The sequence below is a fragment of the Pseudomonas sp. S2_A10 genome, assembly GCF_054668465.1.
Genome location: NZ_CP162773.1, coordinates 3,329,740 through 3,348,441 on the forward strand (window position 1 = coordinate 3,329,740; position 18,702 = coordinate 3,348,441).

Annotated in this window: 15 protein-coding genes; 10 read left to right on the top strand and 5 right to left on the bottom strand. The window is 61.1% G+C overall.

Going from position 1 to position 18,702, the window contains the following annotated elements:
- Positions 1 to 141 precede the first annotated feature (141 nt).
- On the top strand, positions 142 to 1,038 hold the full coding sequence (locus AB4N41_RS14980) for an NAD(P)-dependent oxidoreductase (RefSeq protein WP_252877611.1): 897 nt from the start codon (positions 142 to 144) through the stop codon (positions 1,036 to 1,038).
- Here AB4N41_RS14980 and AB4N41_RS14985 read toward each other — a convergent pair.
- Together AB4N41_RS14985 and AB4N41_RS14990 are read right to left on the bottom strand one after the other, a co-directional pair.
- Positions 929 to 3,211 carry a putative bifunctional diguanylate cyclase/phosphodiesterase gene (locus AB4N41_RS14985; RefSeq protein ID WP_150636432.1) on the bottom strand — a complete coding sequence of 761 codons (2,283 nt, stop codon included), beginning with the start codon at positions 3,209 to 3,211 and terminating at the stop codon, positions 929 to 931. The genes AB4N41_RS14980 and AB4N41_RS14985 overlap by 110 nt on opposite strands.
- Positions 3,212 to 3,361: 150 nt before the next feature.
- Positions 3,362 to 3,730: a YkgJ family cysteine cluster protein gene (locus tag AB4N41_RS14990; protein ID WP_252877612.1), complete on the bottom strand. Its 369-nt coding sequence runs from the start codon at positions 3,728 to 3,730 to the stop codon at positions 3,362 to 3,364.
- A 301-nt stretch (positions 3,731 to 4,031) separates the two neighbouring features.
- Here AB4N41_RS14990 and AB4N41_RS14995 point away from each other — a divergent pair, with 301 nt between their 5' ends.
- Positions 4,032 to 5,381, top strand: a complete 1,350-nt coding sequence (locus AB4N41_RS14995) for a spinster family MFS transporter (protein ID WP_217864180.1) — start codon at positions 4,032 to 4,034, stop codon at positions 5,379 to 5,381.
- A gap of 110 nt (positions 5,382 to 5,491) precedes the next feature.
- Here the strand turns inward: AB4N41_RS14995 and rapA are convergent, their stop codons facing one another.
- On the bottom strand, positions 5,492 to 8,338 hold the full coding sequence (gene rapA / locus AB4N41_RS15000; RefSeq protein WP_252868915.1) for an RNA polymerase-associated protein RapA: 2,847 nt from the start codon (positions 8,336 to 8,338) through the stop codon (positions 5,492 to 5,494).
- Between the two features lie 252 nt (positions 8,339 to 8,590).
- Between rapA and AB4N41_RS15005 the strand changes: the two genes are divergently transcribed.
- The 3 genes from AB4N41_RS15005 to ccoM all read left to right on the top strand — a co-directional run bounded on the left by AB4N41_RS15005 (position 8,591) and on the right by ccoM (position 9,451).
- A complete protein-coding gene (locus AB4N41_RS15005) occupies positions 8,591 to 8,932 on the top strand; it encodes a hypothetical protein (RefSeq protein WP_024011931.1) in 342 nt (113 codons plus the stop codon).
- 94 nt (positions 8,933 to 9,026) lie between these two features.
- Entirely contained in the window at positions 9,027 to 9,188 is a 162-nt protein-coding gene (locus AB4N41_RS15010; RefSeq protein WP_016771347.1) for a hypothetical protein, read from the top strand.
- Between the two features lie 149 nt (positions 9,189 to 9,337).
- The gene (ccoM, locus tag AB4N41_RS15015; protein WP_016771346.1) at positions 9,338 to 9,451 is read left to right on the top strand and encodes a cytochrome c oxidase subunit CcoM; all 114 of its coding nucleotides are present in this window, start codon (positions 9,338 to 9,340) and stop codon (positions 9,449 to 9,451) included.
- Between the two features lie 975 nt (positions 9,452 to 10,426).
- Here the strand turns inward: ccoM and AB4N41_RS15020 are convergent.
- Positions 10,427 to 11,902 (bottom strand): inorganic phosphate transporter, encoded by a 1,476-nt coding sequence (locus AB4N41_RS15020; protein WP_016771345.1) that lies wholly within the window; start codon positions 11,900 to 11,902, stop codon positions 10,427 to 10,429.
- A 370-nt stretch (positions 11,903 to 12,272) separates the two neighbouring features.
- Positions 12,273 to 12,473, bottom strand: a complete 201-nt coding sequence (locus AB4N41_RS15025; RefSeq protein WP_008080067.1) for a hypothetical protein — start codon at positions 12,471 to 12,473, stop codon at positions 12,273 to 12,275.
- 631 nt (positions 12,474 to 13,104) lie between these two features.
- Here AB4N41_RS15025 and pcaR point away from each other — a divergent pair.
- The 5 genes from pcaR (at position 13,105) to pcaF (ending at position 18,695) form a co-directional block, all read left to right on the top strand.
- On the top strand, positions 13,105 to 13,947 hold the full coding sequence (pcaR, locus tag AB4N41_RS15030) for a pca regulon transcriptional regulator PcaR (RefSeq protein WP_460137845.1): 843 nt from the start codon (positions 13,105 to 13,107) through the stop codon (positions 13,945 to 13,947).
- A 293-nt stretch (positions 13,948 to 14,240) separates the two neighbouring features.
- Entirely contained in the window at positions 14,241 to 15,587 is a 1,347-nt protein-coding gene (locus AB4N41_RS15035) for a 4-hydroxybenzoate transporter PcaK (protein ID WP_073475852.1), read from the top strand.
- 269 nt (positions 15,588 to 15,856) lie between these two features.
- The gene (locus AB4N41_RS15040) at positions 15,857 to 16,714 is read left to right on the top strand and encodes a CoA transferase subunit A (RefSeq protein ID WP_024011937.1); all 858 of its coding nucleotides are present in this window, start codon (positions 15,857 to 15,859) and stop codon (positions 16,712 to 16,714) included.
- Positions 16,714 to 17,493 carry a CoA-transferase subunit beta gene (locus tag AB4N41_RS15045; RefSeq protein ID WP_016771341.1) on the top strand — a complete coding sequence of 260 codons (780 nt, stop codon included), beginning with the start codon at positions 16,714 to 16,716 and terminating at the stop codon, positions 17,491 to 17,493. The genes AB4N41_RS15040 and AB4N41_RS15045 overlap by 1 nt, the downstream gene beginning before the upstream one ends.
- Complete coding sequence (pcaF, locus tag AB4N41_RS15050) at positions 17,490 to 18,695, top strand: 3-oxoadipyl-CoA thiolase (RefSeq protein WP_191622378.1); 1,206 nt, start codon at positions 17,490 to 17,492, stop codon at positions 18,693 to 18,695. Before AB4N41_RS15045 ends, pcaF begins: the two co-directional genes overlap by 4 nt.
- Positions 18,696 to 18,702 lie beyond the last annotated feature (7 nt).

Consider the following 18,702-nt stretch of genomic DNA (forward strand, 5'->3'; position numbering starts at 1 on the left):
CGGAATAAGATCTCGCGTCTTGTGTGCGCGAATACGGCCCGGGCGTCGTAGTGCTGGCTGGTCTGATCGCCGGGCGGAATCCTTTCCTGATCGTTGATGAATCGGCCATGATTCGGTGATCTTTAATCGAAAAGAGGCGAAATGATGTCAACGCTACCTTCGTTGGGGTTTGCCGGAATCGGCCTGATGGGCCTGCCCATGTGCCGGCGTCTGCTGGCGGCGGGTTACCCGTTGACGGTGTGGAACCGCAACCCGGACAAGTGCGCACCGCTGGTTGCGGCCGGCGCCCGCCAGGTATCGAGCCCCGCCGAACTGTGCGCACACGCCGACATCGTCATGCTGTGTCTGGCCGATACCGCCGTGGTGCGTGAAGTGGTGTTTGGCACTGGCGGCATCGCCGAAGGGGCGAAAAACGGCCAGCTTTTGGTGGATTTCTCCAGTCTTGAACCGACCGCGACTCGCGAGATGGCCGCAGCGCTGGCCGAGAAAAGCGGCATGGACTGGCTTGACTCCCCGGTGTCCGGCGGCGTGGTCGGCGCCGAGGCCGGCAGTCTGGCGATCATGGTTGGTGGTGCAGCGGCAGATCTTGAGCGCGTACGCCCGGTGCTGCTCAGCCTCGGTCAGCGCGTCACGCACATGGGCGGCGTTGGCGCCGGCCAGGTGACCAAGGCCTGCAACCAGATGATCGTCGCGTGCAATGCGCTGGTGATTGCCGAAGTGGTGGCGTTGGCCGAACAGGCCGGGGTCGATGCCAGCCTGATCGCCGAGGCGCTGGCCGGTGGCTTTGCTGATTCGAAGCCGTTGCAGATCCTTGCCCCGCAAATGGCCGAAAGCCGTTTCGAACCGGTCAAGTGGCACGTGCGCACGCTGCTCAAGGATCTCGACACAGCAGTGAAATTTTCCCGCGAGCAGGGCTCGGCGACGCCAATCAGCGGATTGGCCGCACAGTTGATGCGCCTGCATGGGGCGCAAGGCTTTTTAGCGAAGGATCCAGCGACGCTGGTGCAAATGTATCGCGCGCCAGACTCAACGGATTGACCCCGAGCACGGGTTTGCGCTGGTTGATTTCATCGAGCACCGCGCGCAATTCGTCCAGCGGCACCGGGCGGCTGAGCAGATAACCCTGAATGAAGTCGCAGCCCGAACGCTCGAGAAACTCATATTGCTCCAGGCTCTCGACGCCCTCGGTGACCACCTGCAGATGCAGGGTGTGGGCCATGACGATGATCGCCTGCACGATCTCCATGTCCGCCGTAGCGGTGGGAATGTCGAGGATGAACGAGCGGTCGATTTTCAGGGTGTTCAGCGGCAGGCGCTTGAGGTAGGCCAGCGACGAATAGCCGGTGCCGAAATCATCGATCGACAGCGACACACCGAGGGCGCGGATTTGCCGCAGCAGCACCAGAGTGTCGGCGATATTGCCCATCAAGGCGTTTTCGGTGACCTCCAGTTCCAGGCGTTCCGGGGCAACGCCCGCCGTGTGCAAGGCGTGCTCAATCTCCTCGGCCAGCTCTTCGCGCGCCAGATTCAGCGGCGAGCAGTTCCAGGCGATTTTCAATTCGGCACAACCATGCCGCGACAGCTCGCCAAGATCCTTGCAGGCGCGGCGCAGCACCCAATTGTCCAGTTCGGCGATCAAACCGTTGTTCTCGGCGATACCTATGAAGCGATCCGGTGTGAGCAAACCGTGAACCGGATGCTGCCAGCGAATCAGCGCCTCGAGCTTGGTCACGCGTCCGGTTTTCACTTCGAAGATCGGCTGGTAGTAGAGCATCAGCGCGTTGTCTTGCCGTAGCGCACTGCGCAGTTCTTCTTCCAGTTGCAGCTCGAAACTGGCGCGGGTCTTCAGGCTGGAATTGAAGAAGTGCAGACCGTTGCGCCCGGCGCCTTTGGATTGGTACAGGGCCAGGTCGGCGTGTTTGAGCAGCTCTTCGCAGGTAGTGCCGTCTTCGGGAAACAGGCTGATGCCGATGCTGGTGGTCATCACCATGCGCCGGCCGGCCAGTTCGATCGGCTCTTTCATCTTGTGCATGATGCGCTGCGCCATACCGCGCGCCTCTTCGCGGTCGCGCAGGCTGATGAGGATGCAAAACTCGTCGCCGCCGAACCGCGCGACCACGTCTTCGTGGCTGCGCACTGAGCTTTTGATGTGCTGGGCGATGACTTTGAGCAGCGCGTCACCGGCATCATGGCCGAGGCTATCGTTGATGCGCTTGAAGTGGTCGATGTCGAGAAACATCACCGCGAGCATGCCGCCCTCGCTGGTTTTCTGACTGAGTTTTTCGGCGAACATCTGGTTGAAACCACGGCGGTTGATCAGGTTGGTCAGCGCGTCGTAATTGGCCGCTTGCTGCAAAGACATGCGCGCCTGATCGAGCTGGCTGAGCAGGGCGTTGACCCGGCGCAGGTCGTTTTCCTTGTTCTGCAGTTTCTTGTCGGCGAGGGCGGCGCTGATCGCACTGCCGAGAATCAACAGGATGATCAGCGCCACGGTCAGGCCCAGCTGCAAATGCCCGGTTTCACTGCCGCTCGCTGCCAGGGCACCTTCGGGAAGCACCAGATCCAGCGCAGCCATGCCGGTGAAGTGCATGCTGATGATGCCGGCACCGAGAATCAGCGCCGCGCTGTACTTGAGCAATTGATGCGCGACGCCGCTGCCTTCGCTCAAATAGCGGGCTACCCACAGTGCAGTGAAACTGGCGCCGATGGCAATCAGCACCGACAGCGCGAACAGCCCTGGCTGATAGTAGGCGGTGGCGCTCGACTTCATCGCGGCCATGCCGACGTAATGCATGCCAGCGATGCCCAAACCGATGACACATGCGGTCTTCAGGCAATGCAGCGCGCTCGGCTGCACCTCACTGAGAGTGTGCATGGCCAGCCACGAGGCGAGCAGAGCGATCAGTAACGACAAGAGGGTGATGCCGAGGTCGTACTGAATATCGATGGGGGTCTGGAAGGCCAGCATGCCGATGAAGTGCATGGCCCAGATGCCGCCGGCCAGGCAGGTCGCGCCGATCCAGCGCCAGATTCGCCGCGACCCCGGATCTTCGGCATGCACCAGGCGCTCTGCCATGTCCAGGGTGGCGAAACTCGCCGCGCAGGCGACCAGATAGGCCACCATCACCAACAAAGGGTTGTGGCTGCAATCGAGGAGAATCTGCCCGCTCGCCGGCAGCTCGGCAACAAACTGCAAACCAAGCCACTCCATAGCATGCCCCGTCTCGGATTCATCTGGCCCGTGCGTCAATCAACGCAGGCGAATGGATGGAGTATAGAGGCGGTTTTCACGCTGCAAGGCGTAGTGGCACATTGGTGGTAATGATTTTGCCATTAGCCTCATAGCGATTTGCGCTAAGGCTCAGGCAATGCGCTCCAGCGGCAGATTATTCCAGTGTGGCGGCAAGGGGGGCAGGCCGTGGGCAGCGCGGGCCTTGTCGCAGTCCGGGTTGTGTTCGCCGTTCTCCCACGACGCCTCGAACTCGCGGCAGGTACTCGAGCGCTTGTCATAGATCGTGCAGGCCACGGCACTCCCGACCTCACCCGCCAGGGACATGCAACGCGCCGGTTTGCGATCGGTGCCGATCATTGCCACCCGGCTCGGGGTGATCTGCGCGACCAGTTCATCGGGCACCGTCCCGCCAGAGGATGAGCACTCACCCCAGAAAAAAGACACGCGAAAATGGGAACAGCAGGCACCGCAATTCAGACACGGACTGGCTTCGGACATGGGCGGGGGTATCAAAGGGATTGATCGGAAGATCCGGACGGATCCGGTGGCCATTCTAGGCTTTGCCATGGCGTTGGGAAGGGGGGTGTGAAACTATTTTTTTGTCGCCGGATTTTGCCGCGAAAGCCCCGTATGGCGCCGGATTCCAGACTTATCAAGGGCTTACGTTTCGTTACAGTGCGATGGGTCGATATCAGGCTGACGAATGATGACAGACAGCCCCCGCGCGGCTGACTAGATTGCAGGTTCCGGGCTCGACGCGCTGGCAGTGAAGCCCTCATAACAATAAAGAGACGGACCCATGCAGAACTCGACCCAAGCGGCGAATGCCTGGCGCATTCTGTTCCTGCTGTTCCTCGCCAACCTGTTCAATTTCTTCGACCGCACCATCCCGGCGATCATCATCGAACCGATCCGCATGGAGTGGCACCTCAGCGACTTTCAGCTGGGCATCATCGGCACCGCGTTCACCATCGTTTACGCCATTGCCGGCCTGCCACTCGGGCGCATGGCCGACACCGGTTCACGCAGCAAACTGATGGGCTGGGGCCTGGCCACCTGGAGTGCGCTGACTGCGGTCAACGGTATGGTCGGCAGTTTCTGGAGCTTTTTGATCGTGCGCATGGGCATCGGCATCGGCGAAGCCAGTTATGCACCAGCGGCCAACTCGCTGATCGGAGATCTGTTTCCGGCGCACCGTCGGGCGCGGGCGATGGGTATTTTCATGCTTGGCCTGCCGCTGGGGCTGCTGCTGGCGTTCTTCACCATCGGCGCGATGGTCAAGGCCTTCGACAGCTGGCGCGCGCCGTTCTTCATCGCCGCCGTGCCGGGGCTGATCCTCGCGGTGTTCATGTTCTTCATCAAAGAGCCGAAACGCGGCGCGGCTGAAACCGTGCAGGTCTCGCAAGAGAAAGTCGACAAACCGATCCGCCGCGTTCTCGCTGTGCCGACCTTCCTGTGGCTGGTGATGGCCGGGCTGTGCTTCAATTTCGCGACCTATGCCTGCAACTCGTTTCTGGTGCCGATGCTGCAACGCTATTTCCTCATGCCGTTGCAGGAGGCGGCGGTGGCAACTGGTCTCATCGTTGGCGTGACGGGATTGGTCGGGCTGACCCTTGGCGGCTGGATCGCCGACAAGATCCATCAGCGTTTCGCCAGTGGGCGGCTGTTGTTCGCCGCGTTCAGTCTGATCATTTCGACGTTGTGCACAGCCTGGGCGCTGCATGCCGGGCGCATTGAGATCGGCGTGTTCGTCGCGGTGTTCAGCGTTGGCTGGCTGTTCGCGTACAACTTCTATACCTGCGTGTACACGGCAATTCAGGACGTCGTCGAACCGCGCCTGCGGGCCACGGCGATGGCGTTGTTCTTCGCCGGTCTGTATCTGCTCGGCGGCGGGTTGGGGCCGGTGGTCGTGGGTGGTCTGTCGGATCACTTCGCGCACACGGCGATGCTGGCGGCAGGGGCTGAGCAGATGACCGAAGCGTTCAAGGCTGTCGGCCTGCACGACGCGATGTACCTGATCCCGGTAGCGCTGTTCCTGACCATGGTCTTTCTGTTTCTGGCATCGCGGTGTTTTGTTCGCGATGCACAGCGGATGAAGGAGGGGTTGGTGGCGGTGGTTGAGCCTGAAATTTCTGCGGCGACTGCCTGACCGTTTTCGCGAGCAGGCTCGCTCCCACATGATCGTTCCCACGCAGAGCGTGGGAACGATCGGCCCGCATCACTGCGGGCCTCTTGGTTTTCAGCGGTGGAGCGGGGCGGTTAACCCGCCACCAACACCCGAATCGCTTCCAGGCGCAGCGCCGCTTTGTCGAGCATCGCCAGACCCTGCTCACGCTGAGTGCGCAACGCCTCCAGTTCGCTGTCGCGCACGGTCGGGTTGACCGCTTGCAACGCGGTCAGGCGCGCCAGTTCTTCGTCAGTGTCGGCGGCCAGACGACGGCGCGCTTCAGCCACACGCTCGGCGTGACGCGGGGCGATCTTTTCTTCGCCGGCGTTGATCCGTGGCGTCAACTGATCGCGCTGAGCCTGGATGAACTTGTTGGCGCTGGCGCGGGGCACGCTTTCCAGCTGATCGTTGAGGGTTTCGAACGACACCCGTGGCGACAAGTCGTTGCCATTGGCATCGAGCAGGCAACGCAGCGCCGCCGGTGGCAGGTAGCGACCCAGTTGCAGCGAGCGCGGTGCGACCACTTCGCTGACGTAGAGCAATTCCAGCAACACGGTGCCTGGTTTCAGCGCCTTGTTCTTGATCAGCGCGACGGCGGTGTTGCCCATCGAACCGGACAGCACCAGATCCATGCCGCCCTGCACCATCGGGTGTTCCCAGGTGATGAACTGCATGTCTTCGCGCGACAGCGCCTGGTTGCGGTCGTAAGTGATGGTCACGCCTTCGTCGTCGCCGAGCGGGAAACTGGCGTCGAGCATCTTCTCGCTCGGCTTGAGGATCAGGGCGTTTTCCGAATGGTCTTCGCTGTCGATGCCGAACGCGTCGAACAGGGTTTCCATGTAGATCGGCAGGGCGAACTGATCGTCCTGCTCGAGAATCGCCTCGACCAGCGCTTCACCTTCGCCAGCGCCGCCGGAATTCAATTCCAGCAGACGGTCGCGACCGGTGTGCAGCTCGGCTTCGAGACGCTCACGCTCGGCGCGTGCTTCGTCGATCAGCGCTTGCCACTCGCCGTCATCGGCTTCTTCGAGCAGCGGCAGCAGGCGTGGGCCGAACTGATGCTGCAAGGCGTTGCCGGTCGGGCAGGTGTTGAGGAAGGCGTTGAGCGCTTCGTGGTACCACTGGAACAGGCGCTCTTGCGGGCTGGTTTCCAGGTACGGCACGTGCAGTTCGATGATGTGCTTCTGGCCGATCCGGTCGAGACGGCCGATGCGCTGCTCGAGCAGGTCCGGGTGCGACGGCAGATCGAACAGCACCAGATGGTGAGCGAACTGGAAGTTGCGACCTTCACTGCCGATTTCCGAGCAGATCAGCACTTGCGCGCCGAACTCTTCATCAGCGAAGTAGGCGGCGGCGCGGTCACGCTCGAGGATGTTCATGCCTTCGTGGAACACCGTGGCCGGGATGCCGGAACGCACGCGCAACGCGTCTTCCAGGTCCATCGCGGTTTCGGCGTGGGCGCAGATCACCAGCACCTTGGTGCGCTTGAGCATTTTCAGCTGATCGATCAGCCACTCGACGCGCGGATCGAATTTCCACCAGCGCTCTTCTTCGCTGGCGTCCGGCTGCGCCTGGAAGCTGACTTCCGGGTACAGCTCGGCGTGTTCGCCCAGCGGCAGTTCGAGGTATTCGTCCGGGCACGGCAACGGGTACGGATGCAGTTTGCGCTCCGGGAAACCCTGCACGGCCGCGCGGGTATTACGGAACAGCACGCGACCGGTGCCGTGGCGATCGAGCAGCTCACGCACGAGGCGGGCGCTGGCTTCAGTGTCGCCATCGTTGACGGCGGTGAGCAGGGCTTCACCTTCGTTGCCGAGGAAACCGTGAATGGTCTTGTGCGCTTCGGCCGAGAGACGGCCCTTGTCGAGCAGTTCCTGCACGGCTTCGGCGACCGGGCGATAGTTGTCGCTCTCGGCGCGGAACGCGGCCAGGTCGTGGAAACGATTCGGGTCGAGCAGGCGCAGACGGGCGAAGTGGCTGTCCTGACCGAGTTGTTCCGGGGTGGCGGTGAGCAGCAGCACGCCGGGAATCACTTCGGCCAGTTGCTCGACCAGCGAATATTCCGCGCTGGCCTTGTCTTCATGCCAGACCAGGTGATGCGCTTCGTCGACCACCATCAGGTCCCAACCGGCAGCGAACAAGGCGTCCTGCGCCTTCTCGTCGTCGACCAGCCACTCCAGCGCGACCAGCGCCAGTTGCGTGTCTTCGAACGGGTTGGTGGCATCGCTTTCGATAAAGCGTTCTTCGTCGAACAGCGCGACCTGCAGATTGAAACGGCGGCGCATCTCCACCAGCCACTGATGCTGGAGGTTTTCCGGGACCAGAATCAGCACGCGATTGGCGCGGCCCGAGAGCAGTTGGCGATGGATCACCAGACCGGCCTCGATGGTTTTACCCAGACCCACTTCGTCCGCCAGCAATACGCGCGGGGCGATACGGTCGGCGACTTCGCGGGCGATGTGCAGCTGGTGCGCGATCGGTTGCGCACGCACGCCACCCAGGCCCCACAGCGAGGACTGCAACTGGCGGCTGGTGTGTTCAAGGGTGTTGTAGCGCAGGGAGAACCACGGCAGCGGGTCGATCTGTCCGGCGAACAGGCGGTCGCTGGCCAGACGGAACTGAATGAAGTTCGACAGCTGGGTTTCCGGCAGGGTGACGACTTCGTTCTGCCCGTTGAGGCCGTGATAGACCATCAGCCCGTCGACGTCGTCGACCTGCTGCACGGTCATCTTCCAGCCTTCGAAATGGGTGATGGAGTCGCCCGGCGAGAACCGCACGCGGGTCAGGGGCGCATTCCGTAGCGCGTACTGGCGGGTTTCGCCAGTGGCCGGGTAAAGCACGGTCAGCAAGCGGCCGTCCTGTGCCAGAACGGTGCCTAAACCAAGCTCTGCTTCGCTGTCACTGATCCAGCGTTGCCCCGGTTGATACTGCTGCGCCATGCTGCCTGACTCCCACCTTGAAAAAGCGGGCTATCTTAACGGAATGAGGGCTTCAGGGCCAAAGATTACTGGCGTAGGAGCTGCCGAAGGCTGCGATCTTTTGATCTGTGGGAACACTTGGGTTTTGCGTTGTCCCATGAAAGATCGCAGCCTGCGGCAGCTCCTTCGGGTGCGAGGTGCATCACACAATTACGACAGGCGGCTCAAGGCGCCTGCACCCCAGCCGATAGCCTGCAGACAGGAGACCTTTATATGTTGCCGCCGATGCTCCCCTTGAGCGCCGTGCCGATCACTTCCCAGCAGGATCCGATCCGACAGCGGCCGGACATCCCGCCGGTGGTGCCGGTGCAGGAAAGCTCCAACGAAAGCACGATCGATCTGCAGAAGCGTGATCCGGAAGAGGATCGTCTGCTGGCGCGAGAAGAACAGCGCCGCCAACAGGAACGTGACCGCCGACGTCGCGAGGCCGATGAGGATCCGGAAGAGCATCTGGCCGTGCCGGGCACTGAGCTCAATGCCGATAACACCGTGCCGGTGGTGCCGCTGATAGACGATCAGCCGCGTCAGGGCTTGTGGGTCGATATCGAGATTTGAACAGTGACTGGTCAGCGCCTGCGCCAGGCGGCATGATTGGCGCAATCCTGTCGGTGACGGCAGCTGTGATCTCTTCTGCGATGTGCCGGACGCCATGAGCCAAGACGACAAACTGATCGACCTCAGCACTGAACGCGCCAAGCGAGTGCATGACCTCAACGAAAAGCGCCTGAACGAAGTGCGCCAGGCTTTCGAGCAGGCGATGCCGTTGGGAAAAGCCAAGAAAAAGTCGAAGAACAAGCCGAAAAAGCGTTGATCTCCCGCTGCATTGGTTGATGCAGATCAGTTATTTCCCCTCCTTTATTTCCCTTCGTTGCGGATATTGATCCTGGTCAATATGTGCGCCTGTGTGTTTGTTAATTTGAATCCATCGCAGCAAAGCAAAGCAGGGCCGGGAGGTCAGTCATGTTTTTCGATAACGTGGTGTTTGCCGGGGTTCTCACGGTGGGGCTCATGGTGCTGTTTTTTGCAGGGTTTGGATTTTTTATCTGGAAGGATGCGCATAAGCGGCGCAAGTGAGTTCTTCTGGATTGATGGGCACGCAAGGCATTTTGGGGCGACTTCGGTTGCCCCTTTTTTTTGTGCCTTGGCGGCCTTTGGGCCGACCAGGCTGTTGGGGGTTTGGGTGAATATCCGTTGCTTCGGTAGCGGCTGCTGGCGGTTTCGCCTGACGGCGACTTACTTTTTTACAAGCGCCTAAAAAAGTAAGCAAAAAACGCTAGCTCCTGCGTTCGGCCCTCGCAGGCTCGGGTTCCTTCGTTTCGGGACTGATCCGGGCGCAGCGGCTCCGGTTTGCTTCGCTGCACCTCCTTCCGCTGTGTCTGGCTGCGCCAGACGGTCGCTGCGCTCCCACGCCCGGATCAATCCCTCCGCTCAGCCTTCCGACGTCGCCCGTAGATCAAAAGCACTCGAGCTTGCGCTCATTGTTGAGTGGTTAGAAGCGTCGCATGGCTTGAGATTTTCGGTGGATTCGCCCCTCACCCCAGCCCTCTCCCGAGGGAGAGGGAGCCGATTTTTGCGGTGTTCAAAACCTGCATTCGACTCGGTATCGCAAGTCGGCGTGTTTCGCCCAAACACCTCGGTCAGTCCCCTCTCCCTCTGGGAGAGGGCTAGGGTGAGGGGCTCTTGATCTGGCTTTGGCTTTTGCTTTTGATCTTTTGCCCCTTCGGCAGGCTTCGTTACGGGATCGATCCGGGGGTGGGAGCGTAGCGACTGTACGACGCAGTCGTACACAGCGAGTGTAGGTGCAGCGAAGCCAACCGGAGCCGCTGCGCCCGGATCGGTCCCGTAACGAAGGTACCCCGAGCTCCAGCGAGCGGGCCGTACGCCGGGGCAAAGCCTTTTGGGTTACCTTTTTGGCGTCTGAAAAAGGTGACTCGCTGTAAGAGCGAAACCGCCAGCGGCAGCACCCGCAGCAACGGATATGCCCCCAATCCAAAAAACAAAAAAGGCGCGATTCCAAAGAATCGCGCCTCCTTCACAAGCAACAATCGATCAACTACCCAAAGCCTTCGAAGCCAACCAGAACAACCCGGCCGACAGCGCCACGGTCGCTGGCAAGGTCAACACCCAGGCCAGCAGAATAGTCTTGACCGTGCCACCCTGCAGGCCGCTTTTATTGGCAACCATGGTCCCGGCCACACCCGAAGACAACACATGAGTGGTCGACACCGGCAGGCTGAAAATGTTGGCCATGCCGATCAAACTGGCGGTGGTGATCTGCGCCGACATGCCCTGGGAATAGGTCATGCCCTGCTTGCCGATCTTCTCGCCAATGGTCAGCACCACACGCTTCCAGCCGACCATGGTGCCCAGGCCCAGTGCCAGGGCGACCGCCAGAATCACCCAGAACGGGGCGTATTCAGTGGTGGTGGTCAGGTCTTTGCGCAGCTTGTCGAGGTCAGCCTTTTCACGGGCTTCCAGGCCTGGCAGCTTGCCGACTTTCTTCGCCGTGTCGTCCAGGCAGAGCAGGTAGCGACGCACTTCGATGCGGCTGTCCGACGACAGCGAATGGTAGTCCGCTACACCTTTGAGGGTATGCAGCAGGGCGGTGATGGTCGGTTCGGTCTGCTGCGGGTTGCAGCGGAATTTCTCCGGCAGGTCGCCTTCCACGCTCTTGCCCAGGGCCAGGAATTCACCCAGCGAATCGGCGTTGCGCTGGTAGAACTGGCTCAGGTGCAGGGTCGCGTCGCGGGTGCGTTCGATCTGGTAGGTGGTGCTGTTCAGGTCGAGTACGAACTGCGCCGGGACGATACCGATCAGCACCAGCATGATCAGGCCGATGCCTTTCTGGCCGTCGTTGGAACCGTGCACGAAGCTCACGGCCATGGCCGAGATCACCAGGACCAGACGATTCCAGAACGGTGGGTGCTTTTTGTCGTCGATCTTGCGGCGTTGTTCCGGCGTCTTGTGCATCTTCGACAGCGGGCGCCACCATTTCAGGCCGATCAGCACCAGCGCGGCGATGAGGAAGCCGGCCATCGGCGAGAACACCAGCGAGGCGCCGATGTCGATCGCTTTCTGCCAGTTCACGCCATCTCTCAGCGGGATGTCGTTGATCAGCGCGTTGGCCAGACCGACACCGAGGATCGAGCCGATCAGGGTGTGCGAGCTGGAAGCCGGGATACCGAAGTACCAGGTGCCCAAATTCCAGGCGATTGCCGCGGCGAGCAACGAGAACACCATCGCCAGGCCATGGCCGGTGTTCACATTGATCAGCAGTTCAACCGGCAGCAAGTGGACGATGGCATACGCCACGCCAACGCCGCCCAGCAGCACGCCGAGGAAATTGAACACACCGGAAAAGAACACCGCCAGGTGTGGCGGCATGGCTTTGGTGTAGATAACAGTGGCTACCGCGTTAGCGGTGTCATGAAATCCATTGATGAACTCGAAGGCGAGGACAAACGTCAGGGCGAGCAAGAGGCTCACAAGCACCCAAGCATCCAGTCCGCTGAATAAATCGATCATGAAGGTTTTCTGACCCGGTCGTAAGGGGGCGCGATTATGCCAGAAAAGACAGGAAATCGATGCCCCGTCTGCTCACTGGTCACACCCTTCTTCGATTTAATTTGTTGCAGGGCGTGAAAACCAAGCAGCACGCAGGGTTTTTCAACTACTTGATTTTATTGAATAAACTATATTTTCGAGCCGTTTTTTCAGACATCGCAAAGGCTCAAACGCTTGTCTGAAATATCTCTGAAACCTGTGGGACGCTCGTTCATAAGCCGTAGAACAGCGATGCAGCCGCTGCCCGCGGTTAGCGGGCGCGCGAGGTGTCGTCTTCCACCGCGCTGTGGCTCAGGCGGACGCCGACTTTCGAATGCTCAACCGCCGTGGCTCATGGCTCTTCGGCTTTGAGTTCCTTTTCGATCTTTTCGATTTCCTGCTTGAACACCTGATCCTGAACAGTAGGGCGCTTGCGCCATGCCTTGCGTTCCGGTTCCGGCTGAGCGGCGTAGGTGGTGACTTCCCCGCCGTAAACTTCCTTGTAACGTTGTTCCTGGCGCTCTAGTTCCGCGCGCAGTTCGTCTTTCGTCACGGTGCTACCTGTATGAGTTGAATTGAATATCCGGTGAAACACACTGCAACGAGTCAATTGAGCGAACCCGCCAGTCATCCACAGCCCGATCAGGCGCGGAGACATTGCAGAGGCGATCAAGACTTCCGTGTTACAGGCGGCTACGGCACCAGATAAAAACTGACGCAGCATCAGTTTCCTGTTTCAGCGAGCGCTGGCGTTGCATGTGTGATGGGCGCCGGGCGCTGGCCGGAGCTGAGACGAAGGACCTCGTTTCAGCAAGTCGCGGGCTTTTGATTAAAGCGCCGCGACTAGGGTGCATTATAGCGGCCGATTCGGGAATGACTATCTTTGCCAAGTTAAAAACGGTTCTGAATGTGTGAGGGTTTTGTTACCGGCAACTTTTACCGCTAGTTAAGTGTAAAGACCGCGTTATAGAACAGGCGTTCTGTTTTTGGCGCCATTAACTGGAACAACTAAGTTGCGAGCAGAATCGCTAAAGCTGCCTCAAGGATGAAGAGGAGGGCGGGCGGCTGGATTGCGATTATCGGTCGGCGGTTCGATAATCGCCCAATGTTGGCGCCGCGATGCTTGTGCATCGCGCGGCGAGCCGTTTGACTAGGCATCGATGCGTGCCGGACAAGGACAAGAAATGAACGATCAAATGCGCAACTCCTTCACGTCGGTGGCGCCGCCCATCGTCGCTTCGCCGGCCAAGCGCATTCTGGCGCTGACCGGTGATCCGGATTTCATGACGTCCCTGGCCCGTGGTCTGGCGGTGGTGCAGGCGTTTCAGGAACGTAAACGCCACCTGACCATCGCGCAGATCAGTCATCGCACGGAAATTCCCCGCGCCGCCGTGCGCCGTTGCCTGCACACGCTGATCAAACTCGGCTACGCCACCACCGACGGGCGCACCTATTCGCTGCTGCCGAAAGTGCTGACCCTCGGCCACGCCTATCTGTCCTCAACCCCGCTGGCCGTTTCCGCACAGCCGTATCTCGACCGTATGAGCGAGCAATTGCACGAAGCCTGCAACATGGCGACGCTGGAGGGCGATGACATTCTCTATATCGCGCGTTCGGCGACCACTCAGCGATTGATCTCGGTCGACCTTTCCGTCGGTGGGCGGTTGCCGGCGTATTGCACGTCGATGGGGCGGATTCTGCTAGCGGCACTGGATGACACCTCCCTGGGCGAATACCTCGACCACGCCGAACTGGTGGCCAAGACCAGCCGCACCATTCATACCCCGGACGCGTTGCTCGAATGTTTGCAGCAGGTGCGTCAGCAGGGCTGGTGCATTGTCGATCAGGAACTGGAACAGGGCCTGCGCTCGATCGCTGTGCCGGTGTACGACGCCTCCGGGCAAGTGGTCGCCGCGCTGAATGTCAGCACCCACGCCGGGCGAGTCAGCCGCGCCGAGCTGGAGCAGCGCTTCCTGCCCGGCCTGCTCAGCGCCAGCCGCGACCTCAGTGCGCAGTTGTTCGCCTGAGGAAGCTGTTCGATAAACGCACAGTGTTGCGTTTATCGAATTGACGCTAAAACCCTCGGATCATTAATGTCGCGGCAGCGTCATCCGGCGCTGATGTGAATGAGCTCGCCGGACTGTCGACCCCATAATAATGACAAGAGGCAACTCACCATGCGCTCGCTCCCCGACTGTCCGTATCCCACCCGTTGTTGCCGGGTTCACCGCAACGCCTGATAACAACCTTCTATTCTTGTGACCGTGCCTTCCTTTGGCCGGCCGCCGTTCGACTGCGTTTTTTGCGTGGAATAAAAATAATGAACCAGCCTCAGTCCGCTGTGGGTAACTGCCTCGATGTGCAGACCTTTATCAACGCCCAACCGATCTCGCGCTATCAGTGGCGAGTGGTGATCCTGTGTTTCCTGATCGTATTTCTCGACGGCCTCGACACCGCCGCCATGGGCTTCATCGCCCCGGCGCTGTCGCAAGACTGGGGCATTGATCGCGCCAGCCTCGGCCCGGTGATGAGTGCCGCGCTGATCGGCATGGTCTTCGGCGCCCTCGGCTCCGGCCCTTTGGCTGACCGCTTCGGGCGCAAAGTCGTACTCGTTGGTGCGGTGATTCTGTTCGGCGGCTTCAGCCTGGCCTCGGCTTACAGCACCAACGTTGAACAACTGCTGGTGTTGCGCTTCCTCACCGGCCTCGGTCTCGGCGCGGGCATGCCCAACGCCACGACGCTGCTCTCGGAATACACCCCGGAGCGCAAGAAGTCGCTGCTGGTGACCAGCATGTTCTGCGGCTTCAACCTCGGCATGGCCGGCGGCGGTTTCATCTCGGCAAAACTGATCCCGGCGTTCGGCTGGCACGCGCTGTTGATGATCGGCGGGATCCTGCCGCTGATCCTCGCGGTGGTATTGGTGTTCTGGCTGCCGGAATCGGCGCGCTACCTGGTGGTACGCAACCGCGGCACCGACAAAGTTCGCAAGACCTTGGCACCGATCGACCCGGTTACCGTCGCCCAGGCCGCGAGCTTCAGCGTGCCGGAACAGAAAACCGTCAAGGCGCGTAACGTTTTCGCAGTGATTTTCTCCGGCACTTACAGCACCGGCACGCTGCTGTTGTGGCTGACCTATTTCATGGGCCTGGTGATCGTCTACCTGCTGACCAGTTGGCTGCCGACGCTGATGCGCGACAGCGGCGCGAGCATGGAACAGGCCGCGTTCATCGGTGCGTTGTTTCAGTTTGGTGGGGTGTTGAGCGCGGTCGGGGTGGGCTGGGCGATGGACCGCTTCAATCCGCACAAGGTCATCGGCATTTTCTACCTGCTGGCCGGGGTGTTTGCCTACGCGGTAGGGCAAAGCCTGGGCAACATCACCTTGCTGGCGACGCTGGTGCTGGTCGCAGGCATGTGCGTCAACGGCGCGCAATCGGCGATGCCGTCATTGGCAGCGCGCTTCTACCCGACCCAGGGCCGTGCGACCGGGGTGTCGTGGATGCTCGGCATCGGCCGCTTTGGCGCGATCCTCGGCGCGTGGATGGGCGCAACCTTGCTGGGCCTGGGCTGGAATTTCGAGCAAGTGCTGACCGCGCTGGTGATCCCGGCGGGGTTGGCGACGGCGGCGGTGCTGATCAAGGGCATGGTCAGTCATGCGGATGCGACCTGAATCGGGCGCAGATCGTTATTGAACAGGCTGGCCCCTTCGCGAGCAGGCTCGCTCCCACATTCTGGAATGCATTCCAAGGTGGGAGCGAGCCTGCTCGCGAAGCTTTTGATCTGATTGTTAGCTGAACAACAATCCGTTCGATAAACGAACACTCAGTCGATTATCGGATTGTTTGGCGATTTTCCCGAGCTTAATCTTCAGTGACTCCGGCGCTGAACCTCGCGCCTTTTTATCACTGGCGATTCCTTACAAGAACAGGAGCCCGCTCCATGGCTGAGATCCTTTCGCTGCACGACGCGGTGAAGCAATTCGTCAACGACGGCGACACCGTCGCCCTCGAAGGCTTCACTCACCTGATCCCTACGGCAGCGGGTCATGAAATCATTCGTCAAGGCAAGAAAGATCTGACGCTGGTGCGGATGACGCCTGATCTGATCTACGACCAACTGATCGGCGCCGGTTGCGCGCGCAAACTGATTTTCTCCTGGGGCGGCAACCCAGGTGTGGGTTCGCTGCACCGTCTGCGTGACGCGGTCGAAAAGCAGTGGCCGCACGCGCTGGAAATTGAAGAACACAGCCACGCCGACCTCGCCAACGCCTACGTTGCCGGCGCGTCCGGCCTGCCGTTCGCGGTGCTGCGTGCCTACGCCGGCTCCGACCTGCCGAAGGTCAATCCGCTGATCAAAACCGTGACCTGTCCGTTCACCGGCGAAGTGCTGGCGGCAGTGCCATCGGTGCGCCCGGACGTCACCGTGATTCACGCGCAGAAAGCCGACCGCAAGGGCAACGTGTTGCTCTGGGGCATTCTCGGTGTGCAGAAAGAAGCCGCGCTGGCCGCCAAACGCTGCATCGTCACCGTGGAAGAAATCGTCGACGACCTCAACGCACCGATGAACGCTTGCGTGCTGCCGACCTGGGCCTTGAGTGCGGTCTGTCACGTGCCGGGCGGCGCGCATCCGTCCTACGCCCACGGTTACACCGAGCGTGACAATCGTTTCTATCAGGCGTGGGACCCGATCGCTCGCGACCGTGAGACGTTTACCGCGTGGATCAACGAATACATCCATGGCTGCGCTGACTTCAGCGAATTCCAGGCCAAATTGGCCGCTGCTTCGGAGGCCAAGTAATGACTTACACCACCAATGAAATGATGACCGTCGCGGCGGCCCGGCGACTGAAGAACGGCTCGGTATGCTTCGTCGGCATCGGCCTGCCATCGAAAGCCGCCAACCTCGCGCGCCTGACTTCATCGCCGGACGTGGTGCTGATTTACGAATCCGGCCCGATTGGCGCTAAGCCGAGCGTACTGCCGCTGTCCATCGGTGACGGTGAGCTGGCCGAGACCGCCGACACCGTGGTGCCGACCGGTGAGATTTTTCGCTATTGGTTGCAGGGCGGGCGCATCGACGTTGGCTTCCTCGGCGCCGCGCAGGTCGACCGTTTCGGCAACATCAACACCACCGTGGTCGGCGACTACCACGCGCCGAAAGTGCGCCTGCCGGGTGCCGGTGGCGCGCCGGAGATTGCCGGTTCGGCGAAAAGCGTGCTGATCATCCTTAAACAGTCGGCGCGTTCGTTTGTCGACAAGCTCGATTTCATCACCTCGGTCGGTCACGGCGAAGGTGGCGATTCGCGTAAACGGCTGGGCCTGCCGGGCGCTGGGCCGGTGGGCATCATCACCGACCTGTGCATCATGGAACCGGAGGAGGGTACCCACGAATTCGTGGTCACCGCGCTGCATCCGGGCGTGACCCGCGAGCAAGTGGTCGCCGCCACCGGTTGGGCGATTCGTTTTGCCGACTCTGTTGAAACCACCGCTGAGCCGACCGAAGTCGAGCTGACGGCGCTGCGTGATCTTGAAGCGCGCACCGCTGCCGCCCACGGTCAGGCACCGGGAGAAGCATGATGCGTGACGTGTATATCTGCGACGCGATTCGCACCCCCATTGGCCGCTTCGGTGGCGCATTGTCCGCCGTGCGCGCCGACGACCTGGCCGCCGTGCCGATCAAGGCCCTGATGGAGCGCAATCCATCGGTGGACTGGAACGCCGTCGATGAGGTGTTCCTCGGCTGCGCCAATCAGGCCGGCGAAGACAACCGCAACGTTGCGCGCATGGCGCTGCTGCTGGCGGGACTGCCGGACAGCGTGCCCGGCGTTACGCTCAATCGCCTCTGCGCTTCGGGCATGGACGCGATCGGCACCGCATTCCGCGCTATCGCCAGTGGCGAAATGGAGCTGGCGATTGCCGGTGGCGTCGAATCGATGTCCCGCGCGCCGTTCGTGATGGGCAAGGCCGACGCGGCGTTTTCGCGCAACATGAAACTGGAAGACACCACCATCGGCTGGCGTTTCATCAACCCGCTGATGAAGGCGCAGTACGGCGTCGATGCCATGCCGCAAACCGCTGACAACGTCGCCGACGACTATAAGGTCTCGCGCGCAGATCAGGACGCCTTTGCCTTGCGCAGTCAGCAACGTACCGCCGCCGCGCAGGCCGCCGGTTACTTCGCCGAAGAAATTGTTGAAGTACGGATTGCCCACAAGAAGGGCGAAACCGTGGTTAGCCAGGACGAACATCCGCGCGCCGATACCACGATTGAAGCGTTGACCAAGTTGAAACCGGTCAACGGCGCGGACAAAACCGTCACCGCCGGCAATGCCTCGGGGGTCAACGATGGTGCTGCTGCGCTGATTCTGGCTTCGGCCGAAGCGGTGAAAAAACACGGCCTGACCGCCCGCGCAAAAGTGCTCGGCATGGCCAGCGCCGGTGTCGCACCACGGGTGATGGGCATCGGCCCGGTGCCGGCGGTGCGCAAACTCGCCGAGCGCCTTGGCGTCGCGGTCAGCGATTTCGACGTGATCGAGCTCAACGAAGCGTTCGCCAGCCAGGGCCTCGCGGTATTGCGCGAGTTGGGTCTGGCCGACGATGCGCCGCAGGTCAACCCGAATGGCGGCGCGATTGCCCTCGGTCACCCGTTGGGCATGAGCGGTGCGCGGCTGGTGCTGACCGCCCTGCATCATCTGGAAAAGACTGGCGGCAAGAAAGGTCTGGCGACCATGTGCGTCGGTGTTGGCCAGGGTCTGGCCCTGGCCATCGAACGTGTCTGACGCACTG

Bases quoted from the DNA above. Each gene is read 5' to 3' on its own strand.
- AB4N41_RS14980 (WP_252877611.1), top strand. From the start codon at position 142: ATGATGTCAACGCTACCTTCGTTGGGGTTTGCCGGAATCGGCCTGATG.
- AB4N41_RS14985 (WP_150636432.1), bottom strand. From the start codon at position 3,211: ATGGAGTGGCTTGGTTTGCAGTTTGTTGCCGAGCTGCCGGCGAGCGGG.
- AB4N41_RS14990 (WP_252877612.1), bottom strand. From the start codon at position 3,730: ATGTCCGAAGCCAGTCCGTGTCTGAATTGCGGTGCCTGCTGTTCCCAT.
- AB4N41_RS14995 (WP_217864180.1), top strand. From the start codon at position 4,032: ATGCAGAACTCGACCCAAGCGGCGAATGCCTGGCGCATTCTGTTCCTG.
- rapA (WP_252868915.1), bottom strand. From the start codon at position 8,338: ATGGCGCAGCAGTATCAACCGGGGCAACGCTGGATCAGTGACAGCGAA.
- AB4N41_RS15005 (WP_024011931.1), top strand. From the start codon at position 8,591: ATGTTGCCGCCGATGCTCCCCTTGAGCGCCGTGCCGATCACTTCCCAG.
- AB4N41_RS15010 (WP_016771347.1), top strand. From the start codon at position 9,027: ATGAGCCAAGACGACAAACTGATCGACCTCAGCACTGAACGCGCCAAG.
- ccoM (WP_016771346.1), top strand. From the start codon at position 9,338: ATGTTTTTCGATAACGTGGTGTTTGCCGGGGTTCTCACGGTGGGGCTC.
- AB4N41_RS15020 (WP_016771345.1), bottom strand. From the start codon at position 11,902: ATGATCGATTTATTCAGCGGACTGGATGCTTGGGTGCTTGTGAGCCTC.
- pcaR (WP_460137845.1), top strand. From the start codon at position 13,105: ATGAACGATCAAATGCGCAACTCCTTCACGTCGGTGGCGCCGCCCATC.
- AB4N41_RS15035 (WP_073475852.1), top strand. From the start codon at position 14,241: ATGAACCAGCCTCAGTCCGCTGTGGGTAACTGCCTCGATGTGCAGACC.
- AB4N41_RS15040 (WP_024011937.1), top strand. From the start codon at position 15,857: ATGGCTGAGATCCTTTCGCTGCACGACGCGGTGAAGCAATTCGTCAAC.
- AB4N41_RS15045 (WP_016771341.1), top strand. From the start codon at position 16,714: ATGACTTACACCACCAATGAAATGATGACCGTCGCGGCGGCCCGGCGA.
- pcaF (WP_191622378.1), top strand. From the start codon at position 17,490: ATGATGCGTGACGTGTATATCTGCGACGCGATTCGCACCCCCATTGGC.